Source organism: Psychromonas sp. B3M02 (assembly GCF_003318165.1).
GTDB lineage: Bacteria > Pseudomonadota > Gammaproteobacteria > Enterobacterales > Psychromonadaceae > Psychromonas.
Genome location: NZ_QOCB01000093.1, coordinates 24179 through 48797, shown reverse-complemented (window position 1 = coordinate 48797; position 24619 = coordinate 24179). Strand labels below are relative to the sequence as shown.

At 38.1% G+C, this 24619-nt stretch carries 19 protein-coding genes; 9 read left to right on the top strand and 10 right to left on the bottom strand.

Annotated elements, in window-relative coordinates; translation table 11 throughout:
* Positions 1 to 633: 633 nt before the first annotated feature.
* Complete coding sequence (locus DS885_RS10025) at positions 634 to 2430, bottom strand: sodium:solute symporter family transporter (protein ID WP_113819291.1); 1797 nt, start codon at positions 2428 to 2430, stop codon at positions 634 to 636.
* Between the two features lie 765 nt (positions 2431 to 3195).
* On the opposite strand from DS885_RS10025, the gene DS885_RS10020 reads away from it, so the two are divergent.
* A complete protein-coding gene (locus DS885_RS10020) occupies positions 3196 to 3939 on the top strand; it encodes an oligogalacturonate-specific porin KdgM family protein (protein WP_113819290.1) in 744 nt (247 codons plus the stop codon).
* Between the two features lie 221 nt (positions 3940 to 4160).
* Here the strand turns inward: DS885_RS10020 and DS885_RS10015 are convergent, their stop codons facing one another.
* The 3 genes from DS885_RS10015 to DS885_RS10005 all read right to left on the bottom strand — a co-directional run bounded on the left by DS885_RS10015 (position 4161) and on the right by DS885_RS10005 (position 7571).
* Entirely contained in the window at positions 4161 to 4886 is a 726-nt protein-coding gene (locus tag DS885_RS10015) for a 3'-5' exonuclease (protein WP_113819289.1), read from the bottom strand.
* 21 nt (positions 4887 to 4907) lie between these two features.
* Entirely contained in the window at positions 4908 to 6770 is a 1863-nt protein-coding gene (locus DS885_RS10010) for a putative nucleotidyltransferase substrate binding domain-containing protein (protein WP_113819288.1), read from the bottom strand.
* 87 nt (positions 6771 to 6857) lie between these two features.
* Complete coding sequence (locus DS885_RS10005; protein ID WP_113819287.1) at positions 6858 to 7571, bottom strand: FadR/GntR family transcriptional regulator; 714 nt, start codon at positions 7569 to 7571, stop codon at positions 6858 to 6860.
* Between the two features lie 288 nt (positions 7572 to 7859).
* Here DS885_RS10005 and DS885_RS10000 point away from each other — a divergent pair, with 288 nt between their 5' ends.
* Positions 7860 to 8096, top strand: coding sequence for a DUF1059 domain-containing protein (locus DS885_RS10000; RefSeq protein WP_113819286.1), 237 nt, complete (start codon positions 7860 to 7862; stop codon positions 8094 to 8096).
* Positions 8097 to 8177: 81 nt separating this feature from the next.
* On the opposite strand, the gene DS885_RS09995 is transcribed toward DS885_RS10000, so the two are convergent.
* Together DS885_RS09995 and lgt are read right to left on the bottom strand one after the other, a co-directional pair.
* Positions 8178 to 9029, bottom strand: a complete 852-nt coding sequence (locus DS885_RS09995) for a thymidylate synthase (protein WP_113819285.1) — start codon at positions 9027 to 9029, stop codon at positions 8178 to 8180.
* Positions 9026 to 9865 (bottom strand): prolipoprotein diacylglyceryl transferase, encoded by an 840-nt coding sequence (lgt, locus tag DS885_RS09990; RefSeq protein ID WP_113819284.1) that lies wholly within the window; start codon positions 9863 to 9865, stop codon positions 9026 to 9028. Before lgt ends, DS885_RS09995 begins: the two co-directional genes overlap by 4 nt.
* Positions 9866 to 10218: 353 nt before the next feature.
* Here lgt and sstT point away from each other — a divergent pair, with 353 nt between their 5' ends.
* On the top strand, positions 10219 to 11451 hold the full coding sequence (gene sstT, locus DS885_RS09985) for a serine/threonine transporter SstT (RefSeq protein WP_113819283.1): 1233 nt from the start codon (positions 10219 to 10221) through the stop codon (positions 11449 to 11451).
* Positions 11452 to 11525: 74 nt separating this feature from the next.
* On the opposite strand, the gene ptsP is transcribed toward sstT, so the two are convergent.
* Positions 11526 to 13796, bottom strand: coding sequence for a phosphoenolpyruvate--protein phosphotransferase (ptsP, locus tag DS885_RS09980; protein WP_113819282.1), 2271 nt, complete (start codon positions 13794 to 13796; stop codon positions 11526 to 11528).
* Between the two features lie 32 nt (positions 13797 to 13828).
* Positions 13829 to 14362: an RNA pyrophosphohydrolase gene (gene rppH / locus DS885_RS09975; RefSeq protein ID WP_113819281.1), complete on the bottom strand. Its 534-nt coding sequence runs from the start codon at positions 14360 to 14362 to the stop codon at positions 13829 to 13831.
* Between the two features lie 652 nt (positions 14363 to 15014).
* Between rppH and mutH the strand changes: the two genes are divergently transcribed.
* From mutH to DS885_RS09945, 6 genes are all read left to right on the top strand, one after another.
* Positions 15015 to 15686 (top strand): DNA mismatch repair endonuclease MutH, encoded by a 672-nt coding sequence (mutH, locus tag DS885_RS09970; RefSeq protein ID WP_113819280.1) that lies wholly within the window; start codon positions 15015 to 15017, stop codon positions 15684 to 15686.
* Positions 15687 to 15767: 81 nt separating this feature from the next.
* A complete protein-coding gene (locus tag DS885_RS09965) occupies positions 15768 to 16100 on the top strand; it encodes a hypothetical protein (protein ID WP_113819279.1) in 333 nt (110 codons plus the stop codon).
* Positions 16101 to 16329: 229 nt separating this feature from the next.
* Positions 16330 to 19164 carry an excinuclease ABC subunit UvrA gene (uvrA, locus tag DS885_RS09960; protein ID WP_113819278.1) on the top strand — a complete coding sequence of 945 codons (2835 nt, stop codon included), beginning with the start codon at positions 16330 to 16332 and terminating at the stop codon, positions 19162 to 19164.
* Positions 19165 to 19215: 51 nt separating this feature from the next.
* Entirely contained in the window at positions 19216 to 20961 is a 1746-nt protein-coding gene (locus tag DS885_RS09955) for a PglL family O-oligosaccharyltransferase (protein ID WP_113819277.1), read from the top strand.
* A 1-nt stretch (position 20962) separates the two neighbouring features.
* Positions 20963 to 21598 (top strand): lytic transglycosylase domain-containing protein, encoded by a 636-nt coding sequence (locus tag DS885_RS09950; protein WP_258546892.1) that lies wholly within the window; start codon positions 20963 to 20965, stop codon positions 21596 to 21598.
* 75 nt (positions 21599 to 21673) lie between these two features.
* Positions 21674 to 22903, top strand: coding sequence for a sugar transferase (locus DS885_RS09945; protein WP_258546891.1), 1230 nt, complete (start codon positions 21674 to 21676; stop codon positions 22901 to 22903).
* On the opposite strand, the gene DS885_RS09940 is transcribed toward DS885_RS09945, so the two are convergent.
* Positions 22904 to 23299 carry an adenylyltransferase/cytidyltransferase family protein gene (locus tag DS885_RS09940; RefSeq protein WP_113819275.1) on the bottom strand — a complete coding sequence of 132 codons (396 nt, stop codon included), beginning with the start codon at positions 23297 to 23299 and terminating at the stop codon, positions 22904 to 22906.
* Positions 23293 to 24474 carry a CDP-glycerol glycerophosphotransferase family protein gene (locus tag DS885_RS09935; RefSeq protein ID WP_113819274.1) on the bottom strand — a complete coding sequence of 394 codons (1182 nt, stop codon included), beginning with the start codon at positions 24472 to 24474 and terminating at the stop codon, positions 23293 to 23295. Before DS885_RS09935 ends, DS885_RS09940 begins: the two co-directional genes overlap by 7 nt.
* Between the last annotated feature and the right edge of the window lie 145 nt (positions 24475 to 24619).

Below are 24619 nucleotides of genomic sequence, written 5' to 3'. Positions count from 1 at the left end.
CAAAGACACTGCAGGCTAAAGCCAGCGCCCCAAGGTCAAAGGATGTGTCGTAAACAGAATAGGTCAGTACGGTAATACCAATTGTATTAAATAACTGATCTAAATTTTGCGCCGGAAAAATGGCTTAGTTTGAGGCGTAAGTTGATGTAAATGGTTGTTCCCTATACGAAACTTACAACGAAAAAATAAGTTGTTTTAACAAGTAAAATAGATCAGTTACTTACTATGATTGGTATAATACTCAGAAGAAAATAAAGTGAGGTGATTAGCGATAATCTAAACTTAGAAGCAAACCATGAAGCATTATTCAACCACCGCTTAGCCACAAGCACAATCTTGTTCAGCCTTTCAGTATACGAGTGATCACATGAGAAAATGAGCTGAGTAAGCTCATAGGGTGTGAACTATCACTACCGACAACTACTAGGATATACAAGCTCAGACCCTCCATAACGCGAGACTGCCTTCATCCCTCATTTCTACCACATAACCAGTTGATCACTTCCTTATCTCATACTCACGCTTAAAATAACTAACCTACAAACTCATGATGCCACCTAAATTTTACGCAAAAAAAAGCGGTTAGATAATCTAACCGCTTTTGCTATTTGAATTTAATGGATGCTAACCTGATTAGTCCATTTCTGGTAATCGGTCTTTATCTCCATCGTCATCATCTTCGTTGACTTGGCTAACTGCTTTAACAAGTAGTAGACCAACAGCGAACACGATACCGCCACACAATACGAAGATTAAACTCTCCATGAATGGGTTTGGTAAGAAGAACATTGCCATGATACCAACACCAGCAGTACCAATTAACATACCTAACATACGACGTTGCTTGTTATCTAAGTGTGCTTGAGCAGCAGACGTATTATGAAGCGGCGTTGCTAGATTCGTAAAGAAAGTATCAACGTCTTTCTCACGCTCAGCAGATAATGGTTTGTAGAAGAACATAGTCGCACAGAAGAAACCACCTGTGATAACAATGTGACCTAACAGACCCAGACCTACTTTAAGATCTTTCCATTCACGGCCCGTTAACGCTGTATCTAAGTTAAACCAATTTTGGATATCCGTTGCTGAGATAACAAGACCTACGTAGTAAGATACACATGCACCTACAATTAACGTTGCCCATGCTGCCCAGTCAGGTGTTCTACGGATAAAGAAGCCACAGAATGCTGGTACTGTCATAGGGAAGCTGATTAATGCACCTACATACATCATAGTATCGAATAAGCTCAATCCTTTAAGCGAGTTAATAAATAACGCCACTAGGATAATGATTAAACCAAATACCGTTGATGTAATTTTAGAACACGTTACCAACTCTTTCTCTGTCGCTTTCGGACGTAAAACAACTTGATAGAAGTTTTTCACGAATATACCAGAGTTACGGTTTAGACCCGAGTCCATTGAAGACATGGTCGCCGCAAACATTGCAGAGATAAGTAAACCTACCATACCTACTGGCATGTATTCATCTACAAAGTACAGGTAAGCGTAATCGGCTGCTTTTTTACCTGCATCTGGGTACATCGATGTTAAATCAACACCTGTAGATGCTAGGAACCAACTTGGTAGAAACCAAATTAATGGGCCCATCGTCATAAGTACACAAGCTAAAAGCGCTGCTTTACGTGCATTTTTTGAATCTTTTGCCGCAAGGTAACGGTAAGAGTTAAGCATATTATTAGTAATACTGAATTGCTTAACAAAGATAAAGAATGACCATAATGCAAAAATACTAAAGTAGTTAATTTCTGTACCAATTAGGAAAGTCACTTCACGCGTTTGCTCAAAACCTTCGATGATGTTTGAGATACCACCACCTTGATTAAGCGCTACAATCGCACAAGTAATAGTTACCGCCATGATGATAACCATCTGCATAAAATCAGATGCGATTACTGCCCATGAACCGCCCGTTACAGACATAACTAATACTACAATACCGGTTGCCCAAATGGTCGTTTCAATGTCTACACCGAAAATACCAGAAGCAATAATAGCCAGACCATTCAGCCAAATACCTGCGTTAATAACGCTGTTTGGCATACCAGTCCAGGTAAATACTTGCTCATTTTTGCTACCAAAACGCTGGCGTACTGCTTGAATAACCGTTACTACACGTAATTGGCGGAACTTAGGAGCGAAGTAAGCGAAGTTCATGAAGTAACCAAATGCATTGGCCATGAAGATAATCGCAACAGTAAAACCATCGTTGTATGCTTTACCTGCAGCACCTGTAAATGTCCAAGCACTGAATTGGGTCATGAAGGCAGTTGAACCTACCATCCACCAGAGCATGTTACCGCCCCCTCGAAAGTAATCGCTTGTATTAGTGGTGAACGTTCTAAACATCCATCCAATTGCAATAAGGAATAAGAAATAAACCCCTACTACTAATATATTAAAATCCATATCGAGACCCTTTAGTTATTTATAATTAGCAAAACCATATCTCAGAGAGAAGATTAATTGTATTACAATAATAAAAGTATGTGATTGAAATCATATTAAATAGGCAGGTATAGCAAAGAATATAATCTAGATCAGGTTTCAGTTAAGAAGATGCCACTATATAGTGGCTGAATGAATTTACTCACCAACCTGAATATTTAGTCATTCCAATAACCCTTATATTAAGTTAACGGCTCAAAACTAATATCAATAGGGCCAATCAAGACCTTACTATTACTAGCCTTATTCAATAACCTAAAAATAACAGAGCCAAAATGGCTTAACGTTAAAAAATCAAAAATAATTTCAATTATTGCTGTGATCCAGCGCAACAAAAAAACAAAACTAAGCTTAATTCATCACATTAATTGGTCACAAAAGTGTTACACAGCTCTCTATCCTAGCGAAAAGCCATGATTGAAAAAAATCAAAAATAAACTGTAAGATATTGATAAAAAAACAATTTATCTTAAATCACTAAAAAGGGTAATTTTAGTACAAAAAAAGTTAGAGCGAACTCACAGAACAATTAGTCAAAAATTATGTATTCTATTTGTATTATGAAATGCCAATTAAAACGGTGTTTAATAAATATTTTAAGTTTTAATATTTACGGAATTACAAGTTTGTTGTTGTTCTTAAAAATAAGTTTTGCACTGTTCATACCTGCAACAATAAAACTCAAAATATAAATAACTTTATATTACATCAAACTGGAAGATAATCATGAAACTACAAAATAAGTTAATTTTTGCTGTTGCAACTACAATGCTCTCTGGTGCAGCATCTGCTGCTACTATCGATTTCCGTACAGAATACAAAGCAGATAACGAACAACAAGCGAGCCGAGTTAAACTAGGTAACAACTTCAGACCTGTAGAGGATATGAAAGACCTAAAAATGAACCTCAGTATAGAAATGAAGTTTGCTAGTTATGATAAAACAGACACATTTGATGATACTTACCTAACTGAAACAGAGTTAGATATGGGCTTAACTTACCGTATGGGTAAATGGCAAATCAAACCTGGTATGCCAATATCACTAACGGATCGTAAAAGAACCTTCAAACCACAAATTCGAGTTGTATATAAATCAGATTTTGGTCTGCAAACTGCACTACGTTACCGTCATGAATTCGCTAACTACTCAGATCCAGCTGATGGCGATACAAACGTAGAAACGGGCCAGAAGGTTAACCGCCCTACTAAATCTAAAGTGACATTAACTGGTTCATATAAAGTTAAGTCGCTACCGAACCTTAAACTAAGCTATGAAGCAAACTACGTGAAATCGTGGGATAAAGTAAAACAATTTGATAATAAAGATTGGGAATATGATGCAGGTATCATTGTAGGTTACCAATTTGGTGATTGGCGTCCATTTGCTGAAGTATGGACTGTTGATGAAAGCTCTAGCTCTAGCAAACGTCAAGCTCGTTACCGTGCCGGCATTAAATACAGCTTCTAATATAAGAGGCAAACAAGTTTAAAATGATTAATTGAGTCTGATCATTTCTAGCCACTTACTGAGTAAGTGGCTTTTTCATTTTAAAATAAGTGGTTAACTTACAATCGCTAAAGTACTAGATAGCTAATTGCTATCCAATACAATCTATAAAGCGATTTCTATCAACGATATAAACAACCATTACTGCTACTCACGGTAAATATTTTGCTGACCATCGACAATTATAACGCACGTGTACAATCAAATTTCATGTGACGCACAGAGGAATCTGCCCCTTCAAAATGTTGCTTAAGTAACGCTAAATACAATTCTCCAGTGGCCAATGAATCAACTAATGCACCATGTGCAGAGTATTCAGGTAAATTGTGTCGCTCTCGCACACTACCAAGGCGAAAATCATCAGTCCCATTATTATCTTTATAAATATGCAAAGACTTTTCCATCTGTAAGGTATCGACCCACAATAACGGCAAAGGGGGTAACTGGTAGCGCTTCGCCATATAATGATTTAAAAAACGCTTTTCTACTATGCTCCCATGAACAATAAGTACCTTGCCCACCGCTTCAGCTAACATTGCATCTAATACCACATGCCACGCTTCGCCTTTTTCTAGCATTTCTGGAACGATATGATTAATCACAGCCGTTTCAGCTTTGACATTTTTAGCCGTATGGATCAGGGTTTCTACTGCTTCAGATAACAACAATTGTTGATTGATTAAAGGTAAATAGCCCACACTCAGTAATGAATCCGTTTTAGGGTTAAAACCTGATGTTTCAAAATCCAGTGACAAGTAATCCAATGAATAAATATCATCATCCAAGTCTGGTAATGGTGCTTCTAATAATAGGCGTATATTATCGGGCACTTGATGAGTTGCTAAATATCGCTCACGTTCCCGCTGTAACTTAGTAAGTGGATGAAAATAATTAAAAATACGACGCATAACTTTTGCCTCTCACCCAGTTTACTGACGACTGAATTTCAGTTTTGTATATTCCTGTAAGTCAGCAATAATCCTGAATGCATCTTTCAAATGCTTTCTTTCAAAACTACCAAAGGCATTCGGGTCAATGTGATTATCTGCCACTCGCCCTTCTTTTAACGCTGTAAATTGATGTGATAAACGTACTTGAGTAATAAACTGAAATGCTCCCTGTACATTCTTTAGCATATCTTCACTTAATAAATCATTATCATAGGCATGCTGAAAACGCGCCATGGTTTCGGCTTTTTCTGAGCCTGAGGACAAGCCATAAATACGCGCTAAATCGACCAATAAACTTAACGCAAACTTTTTAATATTTAAGGTTTTAGAGTTTTCACCGCTTTTTTCTAATACTAAGGAATTGAAAATTCCTAAAGGCGGGTTCACTGAAACAGAATCTTGCACCATAGAAGATAAAAATACGTGTGAAGATTGAATACTGCTGAATAGATGTGCTTGTAACTCTTTATTGAAGCTTTCATTGCCGTATAGCCAACGCGTCTCTAAAAACACTGTCGCATTCAACAAACTATCGTATTCTGGATTAGCAACCCATTTACTGTAGGAGGCTTTCCATACTTTAAGAGGCATACACCATTTAGGGTTCACCGCCATAAATTTACCGCTACATAAAGGGTATGCACAAGCATCAAGGGCATTACATACCCACATGGCTAAGCCTTGGAAATAAATGCGATCTGCTGCCGTAGCATCATCAGCTAAGATAATTGCATTATCTTGATCCGATAACATATGCACCTCATTACGCGCATGTGATCCAGCAACAATCCAAGCAAATTCACAAGGAGGTTTACCAAAATGCTCCTCAGCAATCTGTAATAAACGACGATTATAAGCATCCATAATCAAGGTCATTACATGGCCAATAATGTCACCACTTACCTTGCCTTCTACTAAAGCTTCAAAGATAGCTTGGCGCTCTGGCGTTAATTTTGTTAGGTCACCCACTGTCTTGGCATATTTTATTTTTTCAATCAAAAAGACAGCTTGGATCCTATTGTTTCTAACCAGGTGCGTTGTCGTTAATACCCCTAATACATTGTTACCTTCGACAACAGGTAAGCTTCGTACATTATTCTGCATCATTATTGATGAGGCTTTCAATACCAGATCATTTGGCGCAACGGTTAATGGGTTGGGTGTCATTATCTCTTTAACAGGACGAGTGTAATCTAACCCTGCCACAATCACCCTTTTTGTCATATCTCGGTCCGTTACCAAACCTACTATTTGACCATTTTCAGTGATCACTGCCGTTGGTGAGCACACCGCCATGATCTGTTCTGCCACCTGTCTAATGGGTGTACTTGAATCAGCAACCACAATTTTATCACTGGCAACTTCAGAGACTTTTTTAACAAAGATACCTTTTTCACTATCCGACCACACTACGTCCAAGGCAGAGTGCAAACGTACTTGTACGTTACTGGCAAAATGCTCGGCAAAGTCTGGGTATTCTTCTAACAGGTTTAATAAATCGGAATGCGGTACTAGGTATAACAGGGTATTTTCTAATGCGACAGCCGTGTAATCTTCTTGCGACTCTTTTTGCTCGGAAAGAAAAGTAAAGCCAAATAGATCCTCTGATCCTAATTTTGCTCTGAGCATACCATTGTGTTTGCGTTGCTCCATGGAGCCTGTTCGCACGACATACAAATAGCGTAACTCATGCTCGCCACCAAACTGAATCTGCTCACCCTTAGCGAGATAAGTAATTTTAATACAACAGGCAATTTTGCGTTGCAGTTCTTTTGGCAATTTGTCGAAGGGATCAATGGTTGCAAGAAAGTCATGGATATTAGGTATTAGTGTTTGAGGCATAACTCGTCCTTTAAAAATACTGTCATTTTAAGGCGAAAAGCCATGCTTCTTAATGAAGAATGGCTTGTAAAAAATCTATATGGAATCTTAATCTGTACTGGGTAAACGACGCTTACTTTTATTTAACAGCTCAATATTTGCTTGCCTCGCTTTATCAGCATCACCGGCCATGATTGCCGAGTAGATTGCACGATGTTCATTGATACAAGTGCTTCCTCGTATTGAGGAGTGAGTAATGAAACTTTTAAACATGGTGCACAGTACATTCGCAAATGGCAGATAAAAACTATTACCCGTTGAGAGAAAAATCAGACGATGAAACTCCATATCGGCGTCAGTCCAAGCCTCTAAATCAAAATCTTTAGAGATATCGTCCATCTGCTGAAAAGTCGCTGATAACAAAATACGTTGTTGTGCCGTTGCATTTTCAGCAGCTAACGCTGCAGCTTCTGGCTCTAACGCATTTCGCAGGGATAAAAAATCTCGATAAACGGCATCATTGTCGCCCAAGCCTGTTAACCAATCTAATAATTGCGAATCAAGAAAATTCCAATTTTCACGGCTAGTTACTCGTGTCCCGACTTTTGGCTTGGATTCTAATAACCCTTTTGACGTTAACAATTTAATCGCTTCCCTTAAGGACGTCCTGCTTACCTTAAATTGCTCACATAAAGCCATTTCACCGGGAATAATCTCATTTTGAGCAACCTCTCCAGATAATATTTTACGAGCAATTTCGCGCGCTACTTGCACATGTAAGCTGCGTTTTACTCCTGCTATTTCTACAAATGCATTCTGCATAAGATTCCTTCCTATAGTAAAGTCACTTAATAGTAATACAAATAAACACTGTTTGGTATCAGTGTCACCCAACCTATTTGTCTTCTGTGATTTATATAGGGTAAAAAAAGCCTTATTTTGTATTATATGTGAACTAATACTTTCCCCCTTTTAATCAAGTAACTTAGTGATAATGAGTGCCTTAACCAACAATTTAGAGGTGTTTTTTGTTCACAAAAGACACAAAAATGGTATAACCTATTAGGATTAGTTTATTATCATGAAGATAATGTAAAGTTAAGGATGACTATGAAAACAATGACCTGTAGACAACTTGGAGGTGCCTGTGAGCAATCTTTTCAAGGCGAAACATTAGAAGAAATAATAGAGCAAAATAAGCTCCACATTGTAGAAATGATGATGCAGCAGGACGAACAGCATATTGAAGCAGCGCGTAAAGTAAAAGTATTAATGGAAGATAGTGAGGCGAAAAGAGCATGGTTTGCTAATAAACAGCAACTCTTTGATGAATTACCAGAAGATTAACTTTTAAGTTAAATATAAAAACTAAAAAGCCTAATAAATAACACTATTTATTAGGCTTTTTATTATGTATTCACAAATCAATTAAACAGAGAAGGGATACTTAATCGCTTCGTGACACTGATAGCCAACCACTTCAAAATCGTCCATCGTTACCCAAGTCTCTAGATCTTCCAATGAGGTAATTTTAGGATTAATTTTCAGCTGTGGTGACGGGAAAGGGTCACGCTTTAATTGTACATCTTGCATCAAGGTTAACTGATCTTCATAGATGTGTGCATTAACGATTTTATGATACGCCTTACCCGCTTTTTTACCGGTGATTTGTGCCATTAACGCTAGAAAAGCAAACACTTGAACTTGATTGAAATTTAGGCCAAGCGGTACATCACAAGAGCGCTGATAACTGGTTAAATGTAGTGTGTCACCCAACAATGAAAAAGTATGCGTGTGCATACATGGACGTAAACAACCCATATCAAATTCACCTGGGTTATAAAACGTCAGAATCTCAGCGCGGTCATCAATACCGTTTTTTAGATTATCGACAATCTTTTTCAGCTGATCTAATGTAGTACCATCAGGTTTTGCCCAAGCGCGGCCTTGTACACCGTATACTCGCCCCATATCATCTTCACCTTTACGGTGTTGATTGTTCAACCAAGCATCATTTAAATTAGCATTAGCATCCCAAGTTTTCGTGCCTAAAGCACGAAAGTCTGCGGCATTATCGTAACCACGAATATAACCAAGAAATTCAGCAATCGCAGACTTATAAAAGCTCTTACGTGTAGTGATCATTGGGAATTGATTATTACCAACATCATATTCTAAATCAGCGTTAATCACGGTTAAACAACGTTTACCAGTGCGCTCATTTTCAATCCAAGTGCCTTGATCAATAATACGCTGACATAATGCTAAATACTGCTTCATGATTGTTTACCCTTTGCTTTTTTACTCGTTTCATTTACCTCAGAAATAGGATTATTTTTATATGCATATACCATCAAAATGGCACCGATAATGATCATTGGCAATGATAAAATTTGTCCCATACTCATATTGAATGTTAACAAACCTAATTGTGCATCCGGTTCACGGGCAAACTCAATAATAAAGCGAAATGTACCGTAACCTAATAGGAATAATCCTGCTACTGAACCCGCTGGTTTTGGTTTACGAATAAACAGGAATAAGATGATAAACAGTGCAACGCCTTCTAAAGCAAATTCATATAGCTGAGAAGGATGGCGCGGTAATGGTCCTGCATTATAAAATACAACGCCAAATGGCGAATCGGTTACACGCCCCCATAACTCTGAGTTAATGAAGTTACCGATACGACCAGCTCCCAAACCGACTGGCAATAATGGCACAATAAAATCACCTACCGATAAAATAGAACGTTGATGACGTTTTGCATAAATGATGATCGCAGTGAGTACCCCTAATACACCGCCATGGAACGACATCCCGCCTTCCCAAATTCTAAAGAGGTACATCGGGTTATCAATGAAGGTTGGGAATTGATAAAACAGCACATAGCCAATACGACCACCTAAAATAACGCCCATAAAACCTGCGAATAACAGGTCACTGGCTTGTTCGCGTGTCCATACGCCATTGGATTTATCACAAACACGGTTTGCCATCCAAAACGCAAAGGCAAAGCCAACAAGATACATTAATCCATACCAACGAATATCAAGTGGTCCAAGACTAATGGCGATCGGATCGATCTGGGGTAATACATAATGAGATGAGGACATAATTTACTCTAATTGGGGAATTTAGTGCGCGTATCATATCGTAATTTCACTGGAAAATAATCAGAGATTTCTTTATCAAAGAAAAAACTAACTCACTTCGATAAATAGTTATCTTATCTATTATTTTTTATTAAATGGCAAAAAATAGTAATTACCGCATTAATTTCACGCTATTTATGCTATTTTCTGCGCCAAATTATGATCTGTATTAATTTTGATAACAGATTACTCACTACAATCACTCAGTCATTTGTAGTCACAGCGTTTTCCGAAATAAAGCGTTAACTAATTAATCACGGCATCGATAAACCACCTTTATTAATGCACTAAAAATAACAAAGTAGGAATATTCAATGAGTTCAAACCCCACTCTTATTCAACGTATGATGAGCGGTAGCTTAGTATTACAAATTGTTGTCGGTATTATTGCAGGTGTTTGCCTTGCAAGCTTTTCCCCAAGCACTGCCACTTCCGTCTCTTTTCTTGGTAGTTTCTTCGTTAGCGCATTAAAAGCGGTTGCACCAATTCTTGTTTTTATCTTAGTGATGTCCTCTATTGCTAACCAAGCAAAAGGCAGCCACACGAACCTTAAACCTGTTATTCATCTGTACTTAATTGGTACTCTATTAGCTTCAATTACTGCTGTGTTATTTAGCTATGTATTCCCTACTGAACTGGTATTAATTACCAGCAATGTCACCACAACGCCACCTGAAGGCATTTTAGAAGTATTAAATACGTTGTTATTTAAAATTGTTGATAATCCAGTTAATGCGCTATTAACAGGTAACTTCATTGGTATTTTAGCTTGGGCTGTAGGTTTAGGCTTAGCGCTGCAACACGGTAATGAATCGACCAAAAAACTACTACAAGACCTATCAAATGGTGTTTCAAAGATTGTACAACTAGTAATTCGTTTAGCGCCTATCGGTATTTTTGGTCTAGTAGCAACAACCTTTGCGGAGACAGGTTTTGATTCACTGATTGGCTATTCACACTTATTGGCTGTATTAGTGGGTTCAATGTTATTCATTGCGCTAGTTGTTAACCCAATTATTGTTTACATCAAACTAGGTTCAAACCCATACCCGCTGATTCTACAATGTTTACGTGAATCAGGTGTAACAGCCTTCTTTACTCGTAGTTCTGCAGCTAATATTCCAGTAAACATGGCGTTATGTGAAAAATTAAATCTACATAAAGATACTTACTCAGTGTCTATCCCATTAGGTGCAACCATTAACATGGCGGGTGCAGCGATTACTATTACTGTACTTACACTAGCAGCGGTTCATACCTTAGGCATTGAATTTGATATCTTTACTGCTATTTTATTAAGTGTGGTTGCAGCAGTTTCTGCATGTGGAGCTTCAGGTGTTGCAGGTGGTTCATTACTACTTATTCCACTAGCTTGTAGCTTGTTTGGTGTTCCGAATGAAGTAGCGATGCAAGTTGTTGCTATCGGCTTTATCATTGGTGTTGTCCAAGATTCTGCAGAAACAGCATTAAACAGCTCTACGGACGTTATCTTCACGACAGCCGCATGTCGAGCTGAAGAAGCAAAAGAGTTAGCGGCTAACAGCTAATTCTGAAATGTAGCAATAAAAAACCGATCAAATGATCGGTTTTTTGTTTTTGAAAAAGTGTCAGGCATTATTCGCTATTTTTTACCTGCTCGAACAAATCCGCCTAAGCCTTTTTCATCGAGATAATCAATAAACGTCTGTTTAATAAACGCACCATCATGCCCTTTTAAAGCGACTTCCGTACAAGCTTGTAGTTCTGAAACGGTAATTTTATTAAGTAAGTACTTCACCTTATTAATATTAAAGGCATTCATACTTAATTTACGATATCCCAGGCCTAACAACATTAGTAAACCGATTGGATCACCCGCTAATTCACCACAAATACTTACTTCTATATTGTTCTTTTCGCTTTGCTCTAAAATCATACGCATCGCTTGTAATACCGCAGGGTGATAACTATCAAACAGGTCAGCTACACGACTGTTATTACGATCCACAGCCAATAAGTACTGCGTTAAATCATTAGTACCAATGGATAAAAAATCCACCAGCGGTGCTAATTGGTCAATGATAAAAATCGCCGATGGTACTTCAATCATCACACCAATATCTGGCAGTGGAAATTGCTCATGTGATAATGCTTGTTCCCAACAAACCTCTTGCCATGCTTGCTCGATTAAGCGTTTAGACTCTTCAACTTCCCCCACTGACCCAACCATGGGTAACATGATGCGTAAGTTTTGCGTTTCGATACTCGCACGTAACATGGCTCGTATTTGAATCAAGAATATTTCAGGGTGATCTAACGTTAAACGAATACCACGCCAGCCCAAGAAAGGGTTTTCTTCATTAATAGGGAAGTAACTTAATTGTTTATCACCACCAATATCCAAAGTACGCATAGTGACAGGCAAGTTTTGGTACTGATCAAACAATGATTTATAGGTGCTGACTTGCTCCTGCTCTGTTGGGAAAGCATTACTGAGCATAAAAGGTAATTCACTACGGTATAAACCAATCCCTGAGAAGTTATGTTCAGAAAACACATCAGGTGTTGAATTCAAACCAGTATTTAATAACAGCTCAACCTCACAACCGTCTTTAGTTACTGCCGCTTGGTTTGCTTCCAACTCCACCAGCGCCTTCATTTCGTTCTCTTCATCTAAGAGAATTTGATACTCAGCAACTAATGAGTCTTCTGGCTCGATAATAATGGTGCCGGCGTAACCGTTAATAATGATGTTTTTTTGCGCAATGCTCTTTAATCTCAGTGGCACACCTAATACCGCAGGAATACCTAAAGTGCGCGATAAAATAGCGATATGTGAGCTCAATCCTCCACGCACAGAGACAATGCCTTTCAGCTTATCTGGCGGCACCATAGCTAACATCGAAATTGTCACCTCTTCGGCGACTAAAATAATCTCATCAGGGAAATCTTGCTGTTCATCATCACGATTAGAAAGGTGATATAACAAACGCTGACCCACATCTCTAATTTCAACCGCCCTTTCTCTTAAGTAAGGGTCGCTCATACTTTCAAACTGTTCTATATACGTCTCAGAAACACGTTTAACCGCGCTCTTAGCCGTTAACTTCTCTTGCCTAATCTGAACTTCTATCGCACTTAATAAGGCTTTATCTTGTAATAGATGCCCATATACATCAAACAACATAAATGCATCTTTAGAAACCTGCTCTTTTAGGGTGATAGACACCTTGGAAAACTCATCAGCACAAGATTGCACTGCATTACTGAAAGAGATCATCTCATTGTCAGGATCTTCACTTAACTCGATCCCAACATCACTTAATAACAGGTGCGCTTGCAACACATGCGCTTTATTAATAGAGATACCAGAACTTGCTGGGCTACCTTGCAGATGCAAAGATCGACTTTTAGACTCAGTTTCGTCAGGTAAGTCTAATAATGTACCGCCCAATACACTGCCAAGATGCACCGCTAAGGTCACTAAGAAAGATTCTTCAAGCTCATTATATAAACGTGGGGTACGCTGCTGTGCCACTAAAACACCTAATACTTGGCGTTTATGGATAATCGGCACACCTAAAAACGAATTAAATTGCTCTTCATTACTGGAAGGGAGGTATTTAAACTGCGGATGTTCAGACACATTAACCAGATTGATTGGCTCACCCTTTTGGTAAACCAAACCAACAATACCTTCATCTAGATTAAAGTGCGTTGCGCCAACCACTTGGCTATCTAACCCTTCACTCGCCATTAGGGTTAATTTTTGCGTTTCTTGATTAGTTACAAAGATCGAACAACAATCTAGAATCATTGTACTTTTCGTTTGCTGCACTAATAAGTTCATAGCATCAGAAAGTGTACTGGCCTCACCGAATTGCTCTACAATTTGACGAAGTTGGCTGAACATAAAACGCTCCTATTAGTAAGGTAAGCAGATATTTATTTGTAAGAACCTCGGCGAGGTCGTTTATTTCGTTTTTTATCCGTTCTATGCATTAGAGAAAATGCAGCATGGGCAAACTCAGTCAATGCTCTTCTATACACATCACGTTTAAATGATACTACTTGACGCACTGGATACCAGTAAGTAACCCATCGCCAATCATCAAATTCAGGGTGTCCGCAAGTATCAAATCCAATTTGCTCTTCTTTTGCAATCAATTGTAATAAAAACCAGCGTTGTTTTTGACCAATACAAATAGGTGCGGGAGATTCCCAACGCACTAAACGCTTAGGAAGTTTATAGCGCAGCCACTGACGACTGCTCGCCACTACTTTTACATGCTCAGGTTTTAAGCCAACTTCTTCATATAATTCTCGATACATCGCTTTTTCAGGGGTTTCGCCCTCTTTTATTCCACCTTGTGGAAATTGCCATGAATGTTGACCGAAGCGTTTAGCCCATAAAACTTGACCATTTTTATTACAAATGATGATACCTACATTAGAACGGTAACCGTCAGCATCAATCATTAAAAAACTTTCTCAGGTAAAGATCTATTCTTATTTATACACAAGTGAATCAACGACAAAACAAAATAGATGAAATTATAATTATAGTTGCATTCTTTCACAGAAACCCCTAACCATCAAACTCATAAACTATAAAAAGGTTAAACGATAGTACCTAGGTCACGTTTACTAAAAATGAATAATATTAATGTATCCACTAAATCTGTGCATAACTTTGTGTACAATTAAATACAAATAAAAGGATCAAGAATTACAACAAACCGCAAGATCTTTATATATTTATTTGAATAACGATTATTACATTAAAAAACAGCATGTTAAATAAATATCCCAAATACTAACCCATGATCACTGTAATTAGATCCAGTAAGTTTCATTCACAATTGAATGTGAATATCTTGGTTGTACAAAAAACAAACACCAGCCCTAAAAAGCCTCTTTTTTGTTTGAAAAATAAGCATATAAAATAGATTTTTATGAAATTGAAAGAAAAATAATAGAGCCTAAATGAAGATCTTTCGATCTATTCAGTTATCCACTAAAAATGTGCATAACTCTGTGTAAGTTCATTTTAAAACTATGAATAACCCAACAATAAAAAAACACGTACAATAAACGCGTTAATCTTTTTTAGTCTTTAAAGCGAGCTACTATGCAGTCTACACCTCAATCAGAGTCTCAGTTATTAAGTTATTGTGAAGCCATTGCTGGCTACTCTTTATCAGAATTAGCAGATATTGCGGGTATTAACACACCAGAAAACTTACGTAAAAATAAAGGCTGGGTTGGACAACTCATTGAGTGGCACTTAGGTGCATCGGCAGGCAGTAAACCGGAACAAGATTTTAAACACCTAGGCATTGAATTAAAAACTATCCCTATTGATAGCAATGGTAAAGTACTCGAAACCACCTTTGTGTGTAGCACCCCTATTTTAAATACTACTCACCTGACTTGGGAAAACAGCAATATCCGCAACAAACTCAGCAAGGTATTGTGGTTACCCGTACAAGGCGAGCGAAAAATCCCATTAGCAGAACGTATTGTTGGTAATGGTTTTTTATGGACAGCCTCACGCCAACAAGAACAGTTAATGCAACAAGATTGGGATGAGATAATGGAGAAGATCGCACTCGGAAAGATCGAGCAGATCAGTGCCCGGGATGGGCAAGTCATACAACTTCGCCCTAAAGCGGCTAATGGCCAAGTAGTAACAGATGCTTATGGAGAAGAAGGTGAATTAATTAAAGTCAGACCTCGTGGTTTTTACCTTAAAAAAGCCTTCACTCAGGATATTATTAATCAACAATTTCATTTAAATTAAACACATCAATAGAATTGACTAGAATTCATACAATGTTTGCAGTAAATTAAATATCAAATAGGTATCGTTTAAGGAGCAGATATGAGCATTAAAAAACAGTTCTTGAAAAATAAACCCGTTGTAAAAGTCACCTTTGAAATCAGTAAAGAGATGGCTAATAACGCGACTAGCATTAACTTATTATCAGAGCATAACGAATGGCAACCTATTGAATTTAAAAAATTCAAAAATGGTAAATTCAAAGTAGCTGAGAATATCTCAATGGAAGAGCGAGAGGGTTTCCAATTTATTTACCAAGCAACATCAGAAACAGGTGAAACCTTCACCTTATTACCAGACGACGCTTATAGTTACGTTGATAATGGCATGAATGATGGTGGTAAAAATGCAGTGATTGTTTTTGCCGAATCGTGATCTTTAATCACCGCAACCACGTAAAAACATAACAACTAACTTATAGTGTTTTACTATACAGTTTATAAAAATGCCCTTTGTAATGAGCAGAATTAAACACATGCCTAATTCTTCAAATTCCCTTCATATAGCAACACTACCACTGTAATAATTTACAGTGTAATATAGCCCAAGAGAAAGGCTCCAGATAACCTATTCAGCAATCAAATGTATTAATGAGTGAGACATAATGAACAATATTGATATCCGCGGTGCAAAAACGCATAACTTAAAAAATATTAGCTTATCCATCCCGCGTGATAAATTGGTGGTGATCACTGGCCTTTCTGGCTCAGGCAAATCCTCATTAGCATTTGATACTTTATATGCAGAAGGTCAACGTCGTTATGTTGAGTCGTTATCTGCTTATGCACGCCAATTTTTATCGTTAATGGAAAAACCCGATGTTGAACATATTGAAGGTTTATCTCCTGCTATCTCTATCGAACAAAAATCAACATCGCATAACCCGCGCTCTACAGTAGGAACCATCACTGAAATTTACGATTACTTACGTCTGCTGTTTGCGCGTATCGGTGATCCTCGTTGTCCTACTCATGGTGTTACCTTACATGCTCAAACCGTTAGCCAAATGGTTGATGCGATTTTAGAACACCCTGAAGGCAGCAAAATGATGCTCCTAGCGCCAATTGTCAAAGGCCGTAAAGGTGAACATGTTAAAACCTTTGAAAGCTTAGCCGCACAAGGTTTTTTACGCGCGCGCATTGATGGAGATGTTTGTGATTTAAGCGATCCACCTAAACTAGCCTTACATAAAAAACATACCATTGAAGTGGTTGTGGATCGTTTTAAAGTACGTGAAGATTTAAAACAACGTTTAGCGGAATCAGTTGAAACTACCCTAGAGTTAAGTAATGGCTCAGCCATTCTAGCGCACATGGATGACAGCCAACCAGAACAACTTTTTTCAGCGAACTTCTCTTGTCCACATTGTGGTTACAGCATTGCAGAATTAGAGCCGCGTATCTTCTCTTTCAATAGCCCAGCCGGTGCCTGTGAAACCTGTGATGGTTTAGGGGTTGAACAGTATTTTGATGAAGCATTAGTGGTCACTGACCCAGCATTAAGCTTAGCCGATGGCGCAATTGATGGGTGGAGTAGTAAATCTAATTATTATTACCAAATTCTACGTGCTGTTGCTGAGCATTATGGTTTTTCACTCACAAAGCCTTTTAAGTCCTTAAGTAAAAAACATCAGCAATATGTGCTGCAAGGCACTGGAACAGAAAAAATAGCCTTTACTTACAGTAATGATAAAGGTGACTTAGTCTCTCGTTTGCATGCCTTTGAAGGCGTTATTCCAAATCGTTCTCGTCGTTATCGAGAAACGGAATCACCTGCAATGCGCGAATATTTAAGCAAATATATGAATCGTCAACCATGTTCTAGCTGTGGCGGTTCACGTTTAAAAGAGTCTTCTCGTCATGTGTTTATTAACGATGTAAACCTGTCTCATGTTTCTGCGTTATCCATTGCCGATGCCGAGAAGTTCTTCGAAAATATTAAATTGGTTGGACAAAAAGCCAAAATAGCAGAAAAGATCTTAAAAGAGATCCTAGAACGACTCAGCTTTCTAGTGAATGTAGGTCTTAACTACTTAAGTTTAGAACGTAGTGCAGAAACATTATCCGGTGGTGAAGCACAACGTATCCGTTTAGCCAGCCAAATTGGCGCAGGATTAATGGGCGTGATGTATGTATTAGATGAGCCATCCATTGGATTACATCAACGTGATAACGAGCGTTTACTAAAAACCCTGACTCACCTTCGCGACTTAGGTAATACGGTGATTGTGGTAGAGCATGATGAAGATGCTATTCGCCAAGCTGACCATATTATCGATATCGGTCCTGGTGCAGGTATTCACGGTGGTGAAATTATTGCCGAAGGTAATTACAAAAAAATCTTAAAGTCAAAAGACTCATTAACTGCAGATTATTTAAGTGGTCGTAAAGAGATTGTCGTGCCCGCACAACGTACGCCATTAACTGACAAATGGGTGAAGTTAAAAGAAGCCAGTGCCAACAACTTAAAATCAGTCAATTTAGACTTACCACTAGGTGTATTAACCTGTATTACAGGCGTATCGGGTTCAGGTAAGTCAACCTTGATTAACGATACGCTCTTTCCGTTAGCACAAACTAAACTGAACAAAGCCACGACTATTCAAGCTGCCGCGCATAAGAGCATTACAGGTTTATCACAATTGGATAAAGTGGTAGATATCAACCAAAGTCCAATTGGTCGGACACCACGTTCAAACCCAGCGACTTACACAGGGATTTTCACCCCTATTCGTGAGTTATTTGCCGCTACACCAGAGTCACGCTCTCGTGGTTACAAACCAGGTCGATTCAGTTTCAACGTGAAAGGTGGACGCTGTGAAGCCTGCCAAGGCGACGGTATGATCAAGGTAGAGATGCACTTCCTACCGGATGTTTATGTACCCTGTGATTCATGTAAAGGACAGCGCTATAACCGTGAAACCTTATCAGTGAAATACAAAGGTAAGAATATTCATGAAACCTTAGATATGACAGTGGAAGATGCCTTTAAATTCTTTGAGCCAGTCCCGGTTATTGCCAGAAAACTACAAACATTAATGGATGTTGGTTTATCCTATATCCGTTTAGGACAAGCGGCGACGACACTGTCTGGCGGTGAAGCACAACGTGTGAAATTAGCTAAAGAATTATCCAAGCGCGATACAGGTAAAACTCTGTATATTCTTGATGAGCCAACCACAGGGTTGCATTTCCATGATATCGCCCAGCTATTAAAAGTAATTCATACACTGCGTGATAAAGGTAATACCTTGGTGATCATCGAACATAACCTAGATGTGATTAAAACTGCAGACTGGATCATCGATCTCGGTCCTGAAGGAGGTAATGGCGGTGGCGAAATTATCGCCACAGGCACACCAGAAGATGTGGTTAAAGTAAAAGGCAGCTATACTGGGCAATTCCTAAAACCTATTTTAGCGAAAAGTACCTCAGCATAAGCCAAGATACAGCTTTAATTAAAAAAGAATAATAATAAATACGAGAGATAAATGGACTTACAACAAAAGCTAACACGTGCCTTCTTTATCAGTTTTGCATTGCTAATGGGGTTAGGTGCCCACTACTTCCAACATAACCAAGGAGGTAGTGGATTACAGCTTGCAGTCAACAATGTGGTTTGGATATTTTTCTCTTCATTAATTGGCTTAGGCTTGTGGCGCATTACCGCCCAGCAAAAAATCATCTACTCCAAGTACACCGCAGTGGTATTTATTGCGTTAGGCTTGTTCTTCCTGCCTCTAGCCTATCCCAATAATGCCCTAGCAGACCAAAGCTATACCCGATTATTAGGGCTTTTTGCGGGTGTTCTGCTTTTTCTCAGCTTACAGCAATTCAGCTTTACCCGAGAACAAGTGATTAAACTCTTATTACTCATTGTATTAGCAGGCTTTATTCAAGCCTGTTATAGCTTGATGCAAGATTATTTACTCCCCGCGCGTAATTATTTTGGTTATAGCGTCGGTTATGGCCGCCCTTACGGCATTTTCCAACAACCCAACGTATTAGCCAGCTTCATGGCAACCACACTTATTTTAAGTGGCTACTTACTGCAACAAATCAACGACAAAAGACTACAAGCCTTTTTACTATTAACGGCATTATTGAATATGTGGGTGATCAGTGTTGCGATGTCTCGTACTGGTTATTTGGGCACTTTGATTGGGTTATTACTGCTACTTCCTTGGGCATGGCAAAGTAATAAAAAACGTCTTAGCTTGTTTGTGTTAGCCGTGTTACTAGGCATTGGCTTCGCTTCTTTAAAAGGCGATGCACTGGGTGCGCGTAATGTTGAAGCGATGAAGGAAGGCGGTGCTCGTATTGAGATGTATCAACACGGCTGGCATATGATCAAAGAAAAACCATTATTAGGTTATGGTTACGGGAGCTTTGAAAAAGAATACTTACTCAGTCATGCTGAACGCGTTCACAATGGTGAGCTTAAAAAGTTTTCTCAGGTATTAACACACCCACATAACGACCTAATATTTTGGGCAATTGAAGGTGGTATTGCACCTATATTAGGGATGCTATTACTCGTGCTTACTTTCTTTTATCGATTATGTTCGTTCAAACTCAGTAAAGCATTAGCACTACTGGCCTTAGTGGTTCCTATCGGTTTACATACTCAAACCGAATACCCTTTATATCATTCCGCACTGCATTGGTTAGTATTAATGGTACTGGTCTTTTATGTGGACTCCGAGTCCCAAAGGAACAATGAAAAAACCTTTACCCCGACTTTCTTTCTACGCGTTGCAGGGACATTAATTCCCCTGTTTACCGCTATTTTTATGATCACCAATCTATTTGCGATTCATGCTATTACTCACTTTGAACGCAGCCAACAGCGTGACCTGAGAGAGATCATTAATATCGTTAACCCACTGGTATTCGAAGATAATTTATCCTTTCACCTCTATAATTTCCGCTTAACCAATGCCATCAACACAGGTAATCAAGCTGAAATTGAAAAAGTCATTCTAGGTTTAGAGAAAACCGTTGTCAGCACACCTAAACCGTTTTTCTATCACCTACTTTATATTGCTTACCAACATCACCAGCAACCAGAGCGAGCGGCTGAAGTCCTTGCCTATGCACGTTACCTATACCCAGGAGACAGTGGTTTACGTAATGCAGATAAAGTAAAAGAGAGTGCCTCAGAATCAACTTCTGCTGCGCAGGCAAGTAGCCAAGGCGTCTCATCAGCACAAAATAGCAATGAGGCGCAGCCTTAGTATGAGAGTATTTCGTTCGCTATTTGGCTTTGTCGCTTTAATACTAAGTGGGTTATTTGCAGCTAGTCACGCTGACATCTATATGTATACCGATAAAAACGGTAATAAATACTTTTCCGAACGCAAAGAAAATGAAAATTACACCCTGTTATTGCGTAGTGACACCAATAAAAAGCCCCACAGTTTTAGAAACTGGAAAGCCAAAAGCTACACCAATATCTCTATTCCGCGTGATAAAACCTTACAAAGAAAGTACCACCCTATTATCTTAAAGGCAGCTGAAAAAAATCAATTAGATCCCGCGTTTCTACATGCTGTTATTACAGCAGAGTCGGCTTATCAACGTTACGCAGTCTCTTCTGCCGGAGCCCAAGGACTAATGCAACTTATGCCAGAAACGGCCAAGCGTTTCTCTGTTACCGACTCATTTGATCCTATACAGAATATCTATGCCGGTGCTTTATATTTGAAGATATTATTAAAAGAGTTTAAAACCAGAGAGTTAGCTGCAGCAGCTTATAACGCAGGTGAAGGCGCAGTAAGGCGTTATAAACGTCAGATTCCACCTTATCCTGAAACACAAAAATATGTGTCAAAAGTATTAACTTTTTACCAGTATTATCAACACAATTTATAATCTAATATGATTAAATTCAGCTTAATACACTGTTTTAAATAATCTATTTTCACCTGATATAAGTAATGACTAACCATGTATAAAACCCAAGCGTTATTATCCAATAAATACATCACTTATGCTGTTGGCCTAGGGCTAATTTACGCCGTTATTGACCTGCTCATGCCACTTTCCTACACCACGGTTTATAACAGCTTTATTATCACGCTTCTCGTTTATTCAAGCTGCGTCATTATTTTACCTAGAGTCACTAAGTTTTTACTAGTTGATAAAAGCTTATATGTTTTACCGGTGATGTTGTCACTGTATAGCCTCGCTATTATCACCATTGTATTGTTTCGTATTGAGTACTCTCGTCCAACCCTGATTTATGGCTTCAGCACCGTCCTTATTTGGCTACTTATTAGTGCTCGATTTAACCGCCAGGCAGCGATTTTAAAGTTACAAGCGATTGATAATTTTACACTTTCATCCTTCAATCATAATCAACATATCGACATAGAAAGCATTGTCCCCCCTTATAATTTAGCGCAAATTAAAGACGGGCTCGTGGTTAACCTACACAAACCACTGACCGCAGAGCAAGAAAAGTTCATTGCCGACTGCAGCATCAACAACAAAGTGGTATATCACTCAGAAACCATTAAAGAGATGATTGAAGGTAAGGTACAAACCACTCACCTCTCGGAAAATGCACTCAACGCCCTAAACACGAACCCAAGCTATTGGTTAATAAAGCGGGTTATCGAAACCGTCTTAATTCTATTAAGTTTACCTGTGTTTCTCCCAATCATGTTATTCGTCAGTATCGCGATAAAACTAGAGAGTAAAGGCCCAGTTTTCTATACACAAAAGCGTATCGGCCAAGGTGGAAAACCTTTCCAGATTTATAAGTTAAGAAGTATGGAGGTGGGTTGCCCTAAAGCAGACTCTAAATTCGCCACAGAAGAGCATACCAGAGTCACCCATATTGGCCGCCTTATTCGTAAAACCCGCATCGATGAAATTCCACAGTTTGTTAATGTCTTAAAAGGTGAAATGGCACTGATCGGCCCAAGGCCGGAACAAGAGAGCTTTGTAAAAGCCTTCGAACAGGAGATTCCGTTTTACGGCTATCGCCACATGGTAAAACCAGGCATCACAGGCTGGGCGCAAACCGTACAAGGTTATACTGCCGACACAGATACCACCCGAGAGAAGCTCGCACACGACCTTTACTACATTAAACACCTGTCATTCTGGCTTGACGTCAACATCTTCTTTAAAACGCTTAAAACCATGCTAACGGGGTTTGGGGCGAAGTGATTATTTAATTGATTTTACTACTTCAATAATTTCTGTCGTAGAAATAGAGGGAGTTCTTGGAAAGTATATAACCTTACAAAGATTTGAAAAGTGGTCAAACTTTCCTTTCCAATCATCTCCCATGACCAATACGTCAGCTTTATACTTTTTTATATATTCAGCCTTAAGTTCTAAGGACTCCTCAATAAATACTTCATCAACGCATTTTAAAGATGAAATTATTTTAATTCTATCTTGCTCAAGATAAATAGGATCACGTCCTTTTTTACTGCGATTTAGCTCATCAGATGAGACGCCAACAATTAAACGGCTTCCCAATTCAGCAGCACTCTCTAAAATATTAATATGCCCAACATGAAATACGTCGAATGTTCCAAAAGTAATAATATTCAAAATATTTCCTTATACTTATTACAGATAAGCTGATAGTTAAAATCACATGCACTTACATTTGATAAATAATTAAACCGTTCTTTCATTTCTAGTTGCGGTGATATATCAAAATTCCCTTCACTTACAGAGGCAATAAAGTTTTTAAGATCAATTAAACTATACAGATAACTATCAGATGTTAAATCATCATAATTAAAAGAGAACCCTATTTTTTTAGTATATTCTTTTAAATCATATGGAATAAATGAAACGGGTCTATCGACTAAATAATAATCACAATAAATACTTGAGTAATCAGTTATTAGCGCATCAATATCAACAAGTACTTCTGATATTTCTGAGCATAGATTCGAATCGAATATCATAATATTACTATGGGCATACATAGAAAGATCACCTTCAAAAAGCGGATGTAATCGTAATAATATTTTTGTATTCATATCCTTTAAAAAAGAATTAAAGGCATTAATGTCAAAGTCATCAAAGGGGAATAATTGTAACTCGCTAAAAGGCCGCCAAGTAGGGCAATATAAAATAAGTTTCATTAATGAGTTATCGCGATATTGATCAAGTTGATTGGAGCTTTCGAAGATTGCATCCAACCTAGGTTGTGGAGCTACAATAACTTTATCCTTTTTTACACCAAATGCCTTCGCTATATATCCCCTAAAAAAAGAAGAAGGACTTAAGTATAAAGAAATGGATGTTGCGTTAACCTTATAGTAGCACTTTTTAATAAGTGAACAGCGCTCTTCCATTAGCCCAATATTTTTTATAGGGGTACCATGACCCAAATGATACACAAAACGGTTACGAGCAAGAAAAGCACCTGCCACAGGCAGGTCTAAAGTACTAATAACCCATACGGCAGATTGCAATATAATTAATTTATTCTTAATGCCTTTATTGGATATGAAAGTACTAGGAAAACGTTGATTTAATAATGCCCTTTTTTCAAAATCGTTTAATATAAAAAACACCTCGAAACCTTCAGCTTCAAACTGTGCTTTTTTAGCAATAAATAAGCTCATTGAATTAAAGGTAAAGCGATTATTATTAGTAGAATTAAAAATTATTCTTTTTTCTCTTTTAATCAAAAAAAACGAATAAAAAATAGAGAAAGCCAAACCAGTAATAAAATTTAATAGTTTTAAAAGGCTATATTTATGCTTATTCATGATGAAACTTTATAATTAATTTTTTCAAAAATTTATCTCTGATAAAAAAGCCTATAAAAATAAGTGCAATTAAACAGTCCAATAAGATTTAGGATAGTATCTGATTAATTAAGCATTAAATTAAAAACTCTTTCGAACTGAACTA

What these genes read in the sequence shown, in the direction of transcription:
- DS885_RS10025 (WP_113819291.1), bottom strand. Translation starts at nt 2,430, where the DNA reads ATGGATTTTAATATATTAGTAGTAGGGGTTTATTTCTTATTCCTTATT.
- DS885_RS10020 (WP_113819290.1), top strand. Translation starts at nt 3,196, where the DNA reads ATGAAACTACAAAATAAGTTAATTTTTGCTGTTGCAACTACAATGCTC.
- DS885_RS10015 (WP_113819289.1), bottom strand. Translation starts at nt 4,886, where the DNA reads ATGCGTCGTATTTTTAATTATTTTCATCCACTTACTAAGTTACAGCGG.
- DS885_RS10010 (WP_113819288.1), bottom strand. Translation starts at nt 6,770, where the DNA reads ATGCCTCAAACACTAATACCTAATATCCATGACTTTCTTGCAACCATT.
- DS885_RS10005 (WP_113819287.1), bottom strand. Translation starts at nt 7,571, where the DNA reads ATGCAGAATGCATTTGTAGAAATAGCAGGAGTAAAACGCAGCTTACAT.
- DS885_RS10000 (WP_113819286.1), top strand. Translation starts at nt 7,860, where the DNA reads ATGAAAACAATGACCTGTAGACAACTTGGAGGTGCCTGTGAGCAATCT.
- DS885_RS09995 (WP_113819285.1), bottom strand. Translation starts at nt 9,029, where the DNA reads ATGAAGCAGTATTTAGCATTATGTCAGCGTATTATTGATCAAGGCACT.
- lgt (WP_113819284.1), bottom strand. Translation starts at nt 9,865, where the DNA reads ATGTCCTCATCTCATTATGTATTACCCCAGATCGATCCGATCGCCATT.
- sstT (WP_113819283.1), top strand. Translation starts at nt 10,219, where the DNA reads ATGAGTTCAAACCCCACTCTTATTCAACGTATGATGAGCGGTAGCTTA.
- ptsP (WP_113819282.1), bottom strand. Translation starts at nt 13,796, where the DNA reads ATGTTCAGCCAACTTCGTCAAATTGTAGAGCAATTCGGTGAGGCCAGT.
- rppH (WP_113819281.1), bottom strand. Translation starts at nt 14,362, where the DNA reads ATGATTGATGCTGACGGTTACCGTTCTAATGTAGGTATCATCATTTGT.
- mutH (WP_113819280.1), top strand. Translation starts at nt 15,015, where the DNA reads ATGCAGTCTACACCTCAATCAGAGTCTCAGTTATTAAGTTATTGTGAA.
- DS885_RS09965 (WP_113819279.1), top strand. Translation starts at nt 15,768, where the DNA reads ATGAGCATTAAAAAACAGTTCTTGAAAAATAAACCCGTTGTAAAAGTC.
- uvrA (WP_113819278.1), top strand. Translation starts at nt 16,330, where the DNA reads ATGAACAATATTGATATCCGCGGTGCAAAAACGCATAACTTAAAAAAT.
- DS885_RS09955 (WP_113819277.1), top strand. Translation starts at nt 19,216, where the DNA reads ATGGACTTACAACAAAAGCTAACACGTGCCTTCTTTATCAGTTTTGCA.
- DS885_RS09950 (WP_258546892.1), top strand. Translation starts at nt 20,963, where the DNA reads ATGAGAGTATTTCGTTCGCTATTTGGCTTTGTCGCTTTAATACTAAGT.
- DS885_RS09945 (WP_258546891.1), top strand. Translation starts at nt 21,674, where the DNA reads ATGTATAAAACCCAAGCGTTATTATCCAATAAATACATCACTTATGCT.
- DS885_RS09935 (WP_113819274.1), bottom strand. Translation starts at nt 24,474, where the DNA reads ATGAATAAGCATAAATATAGCCTTTTAAAACTATTAAATTTTATTACT.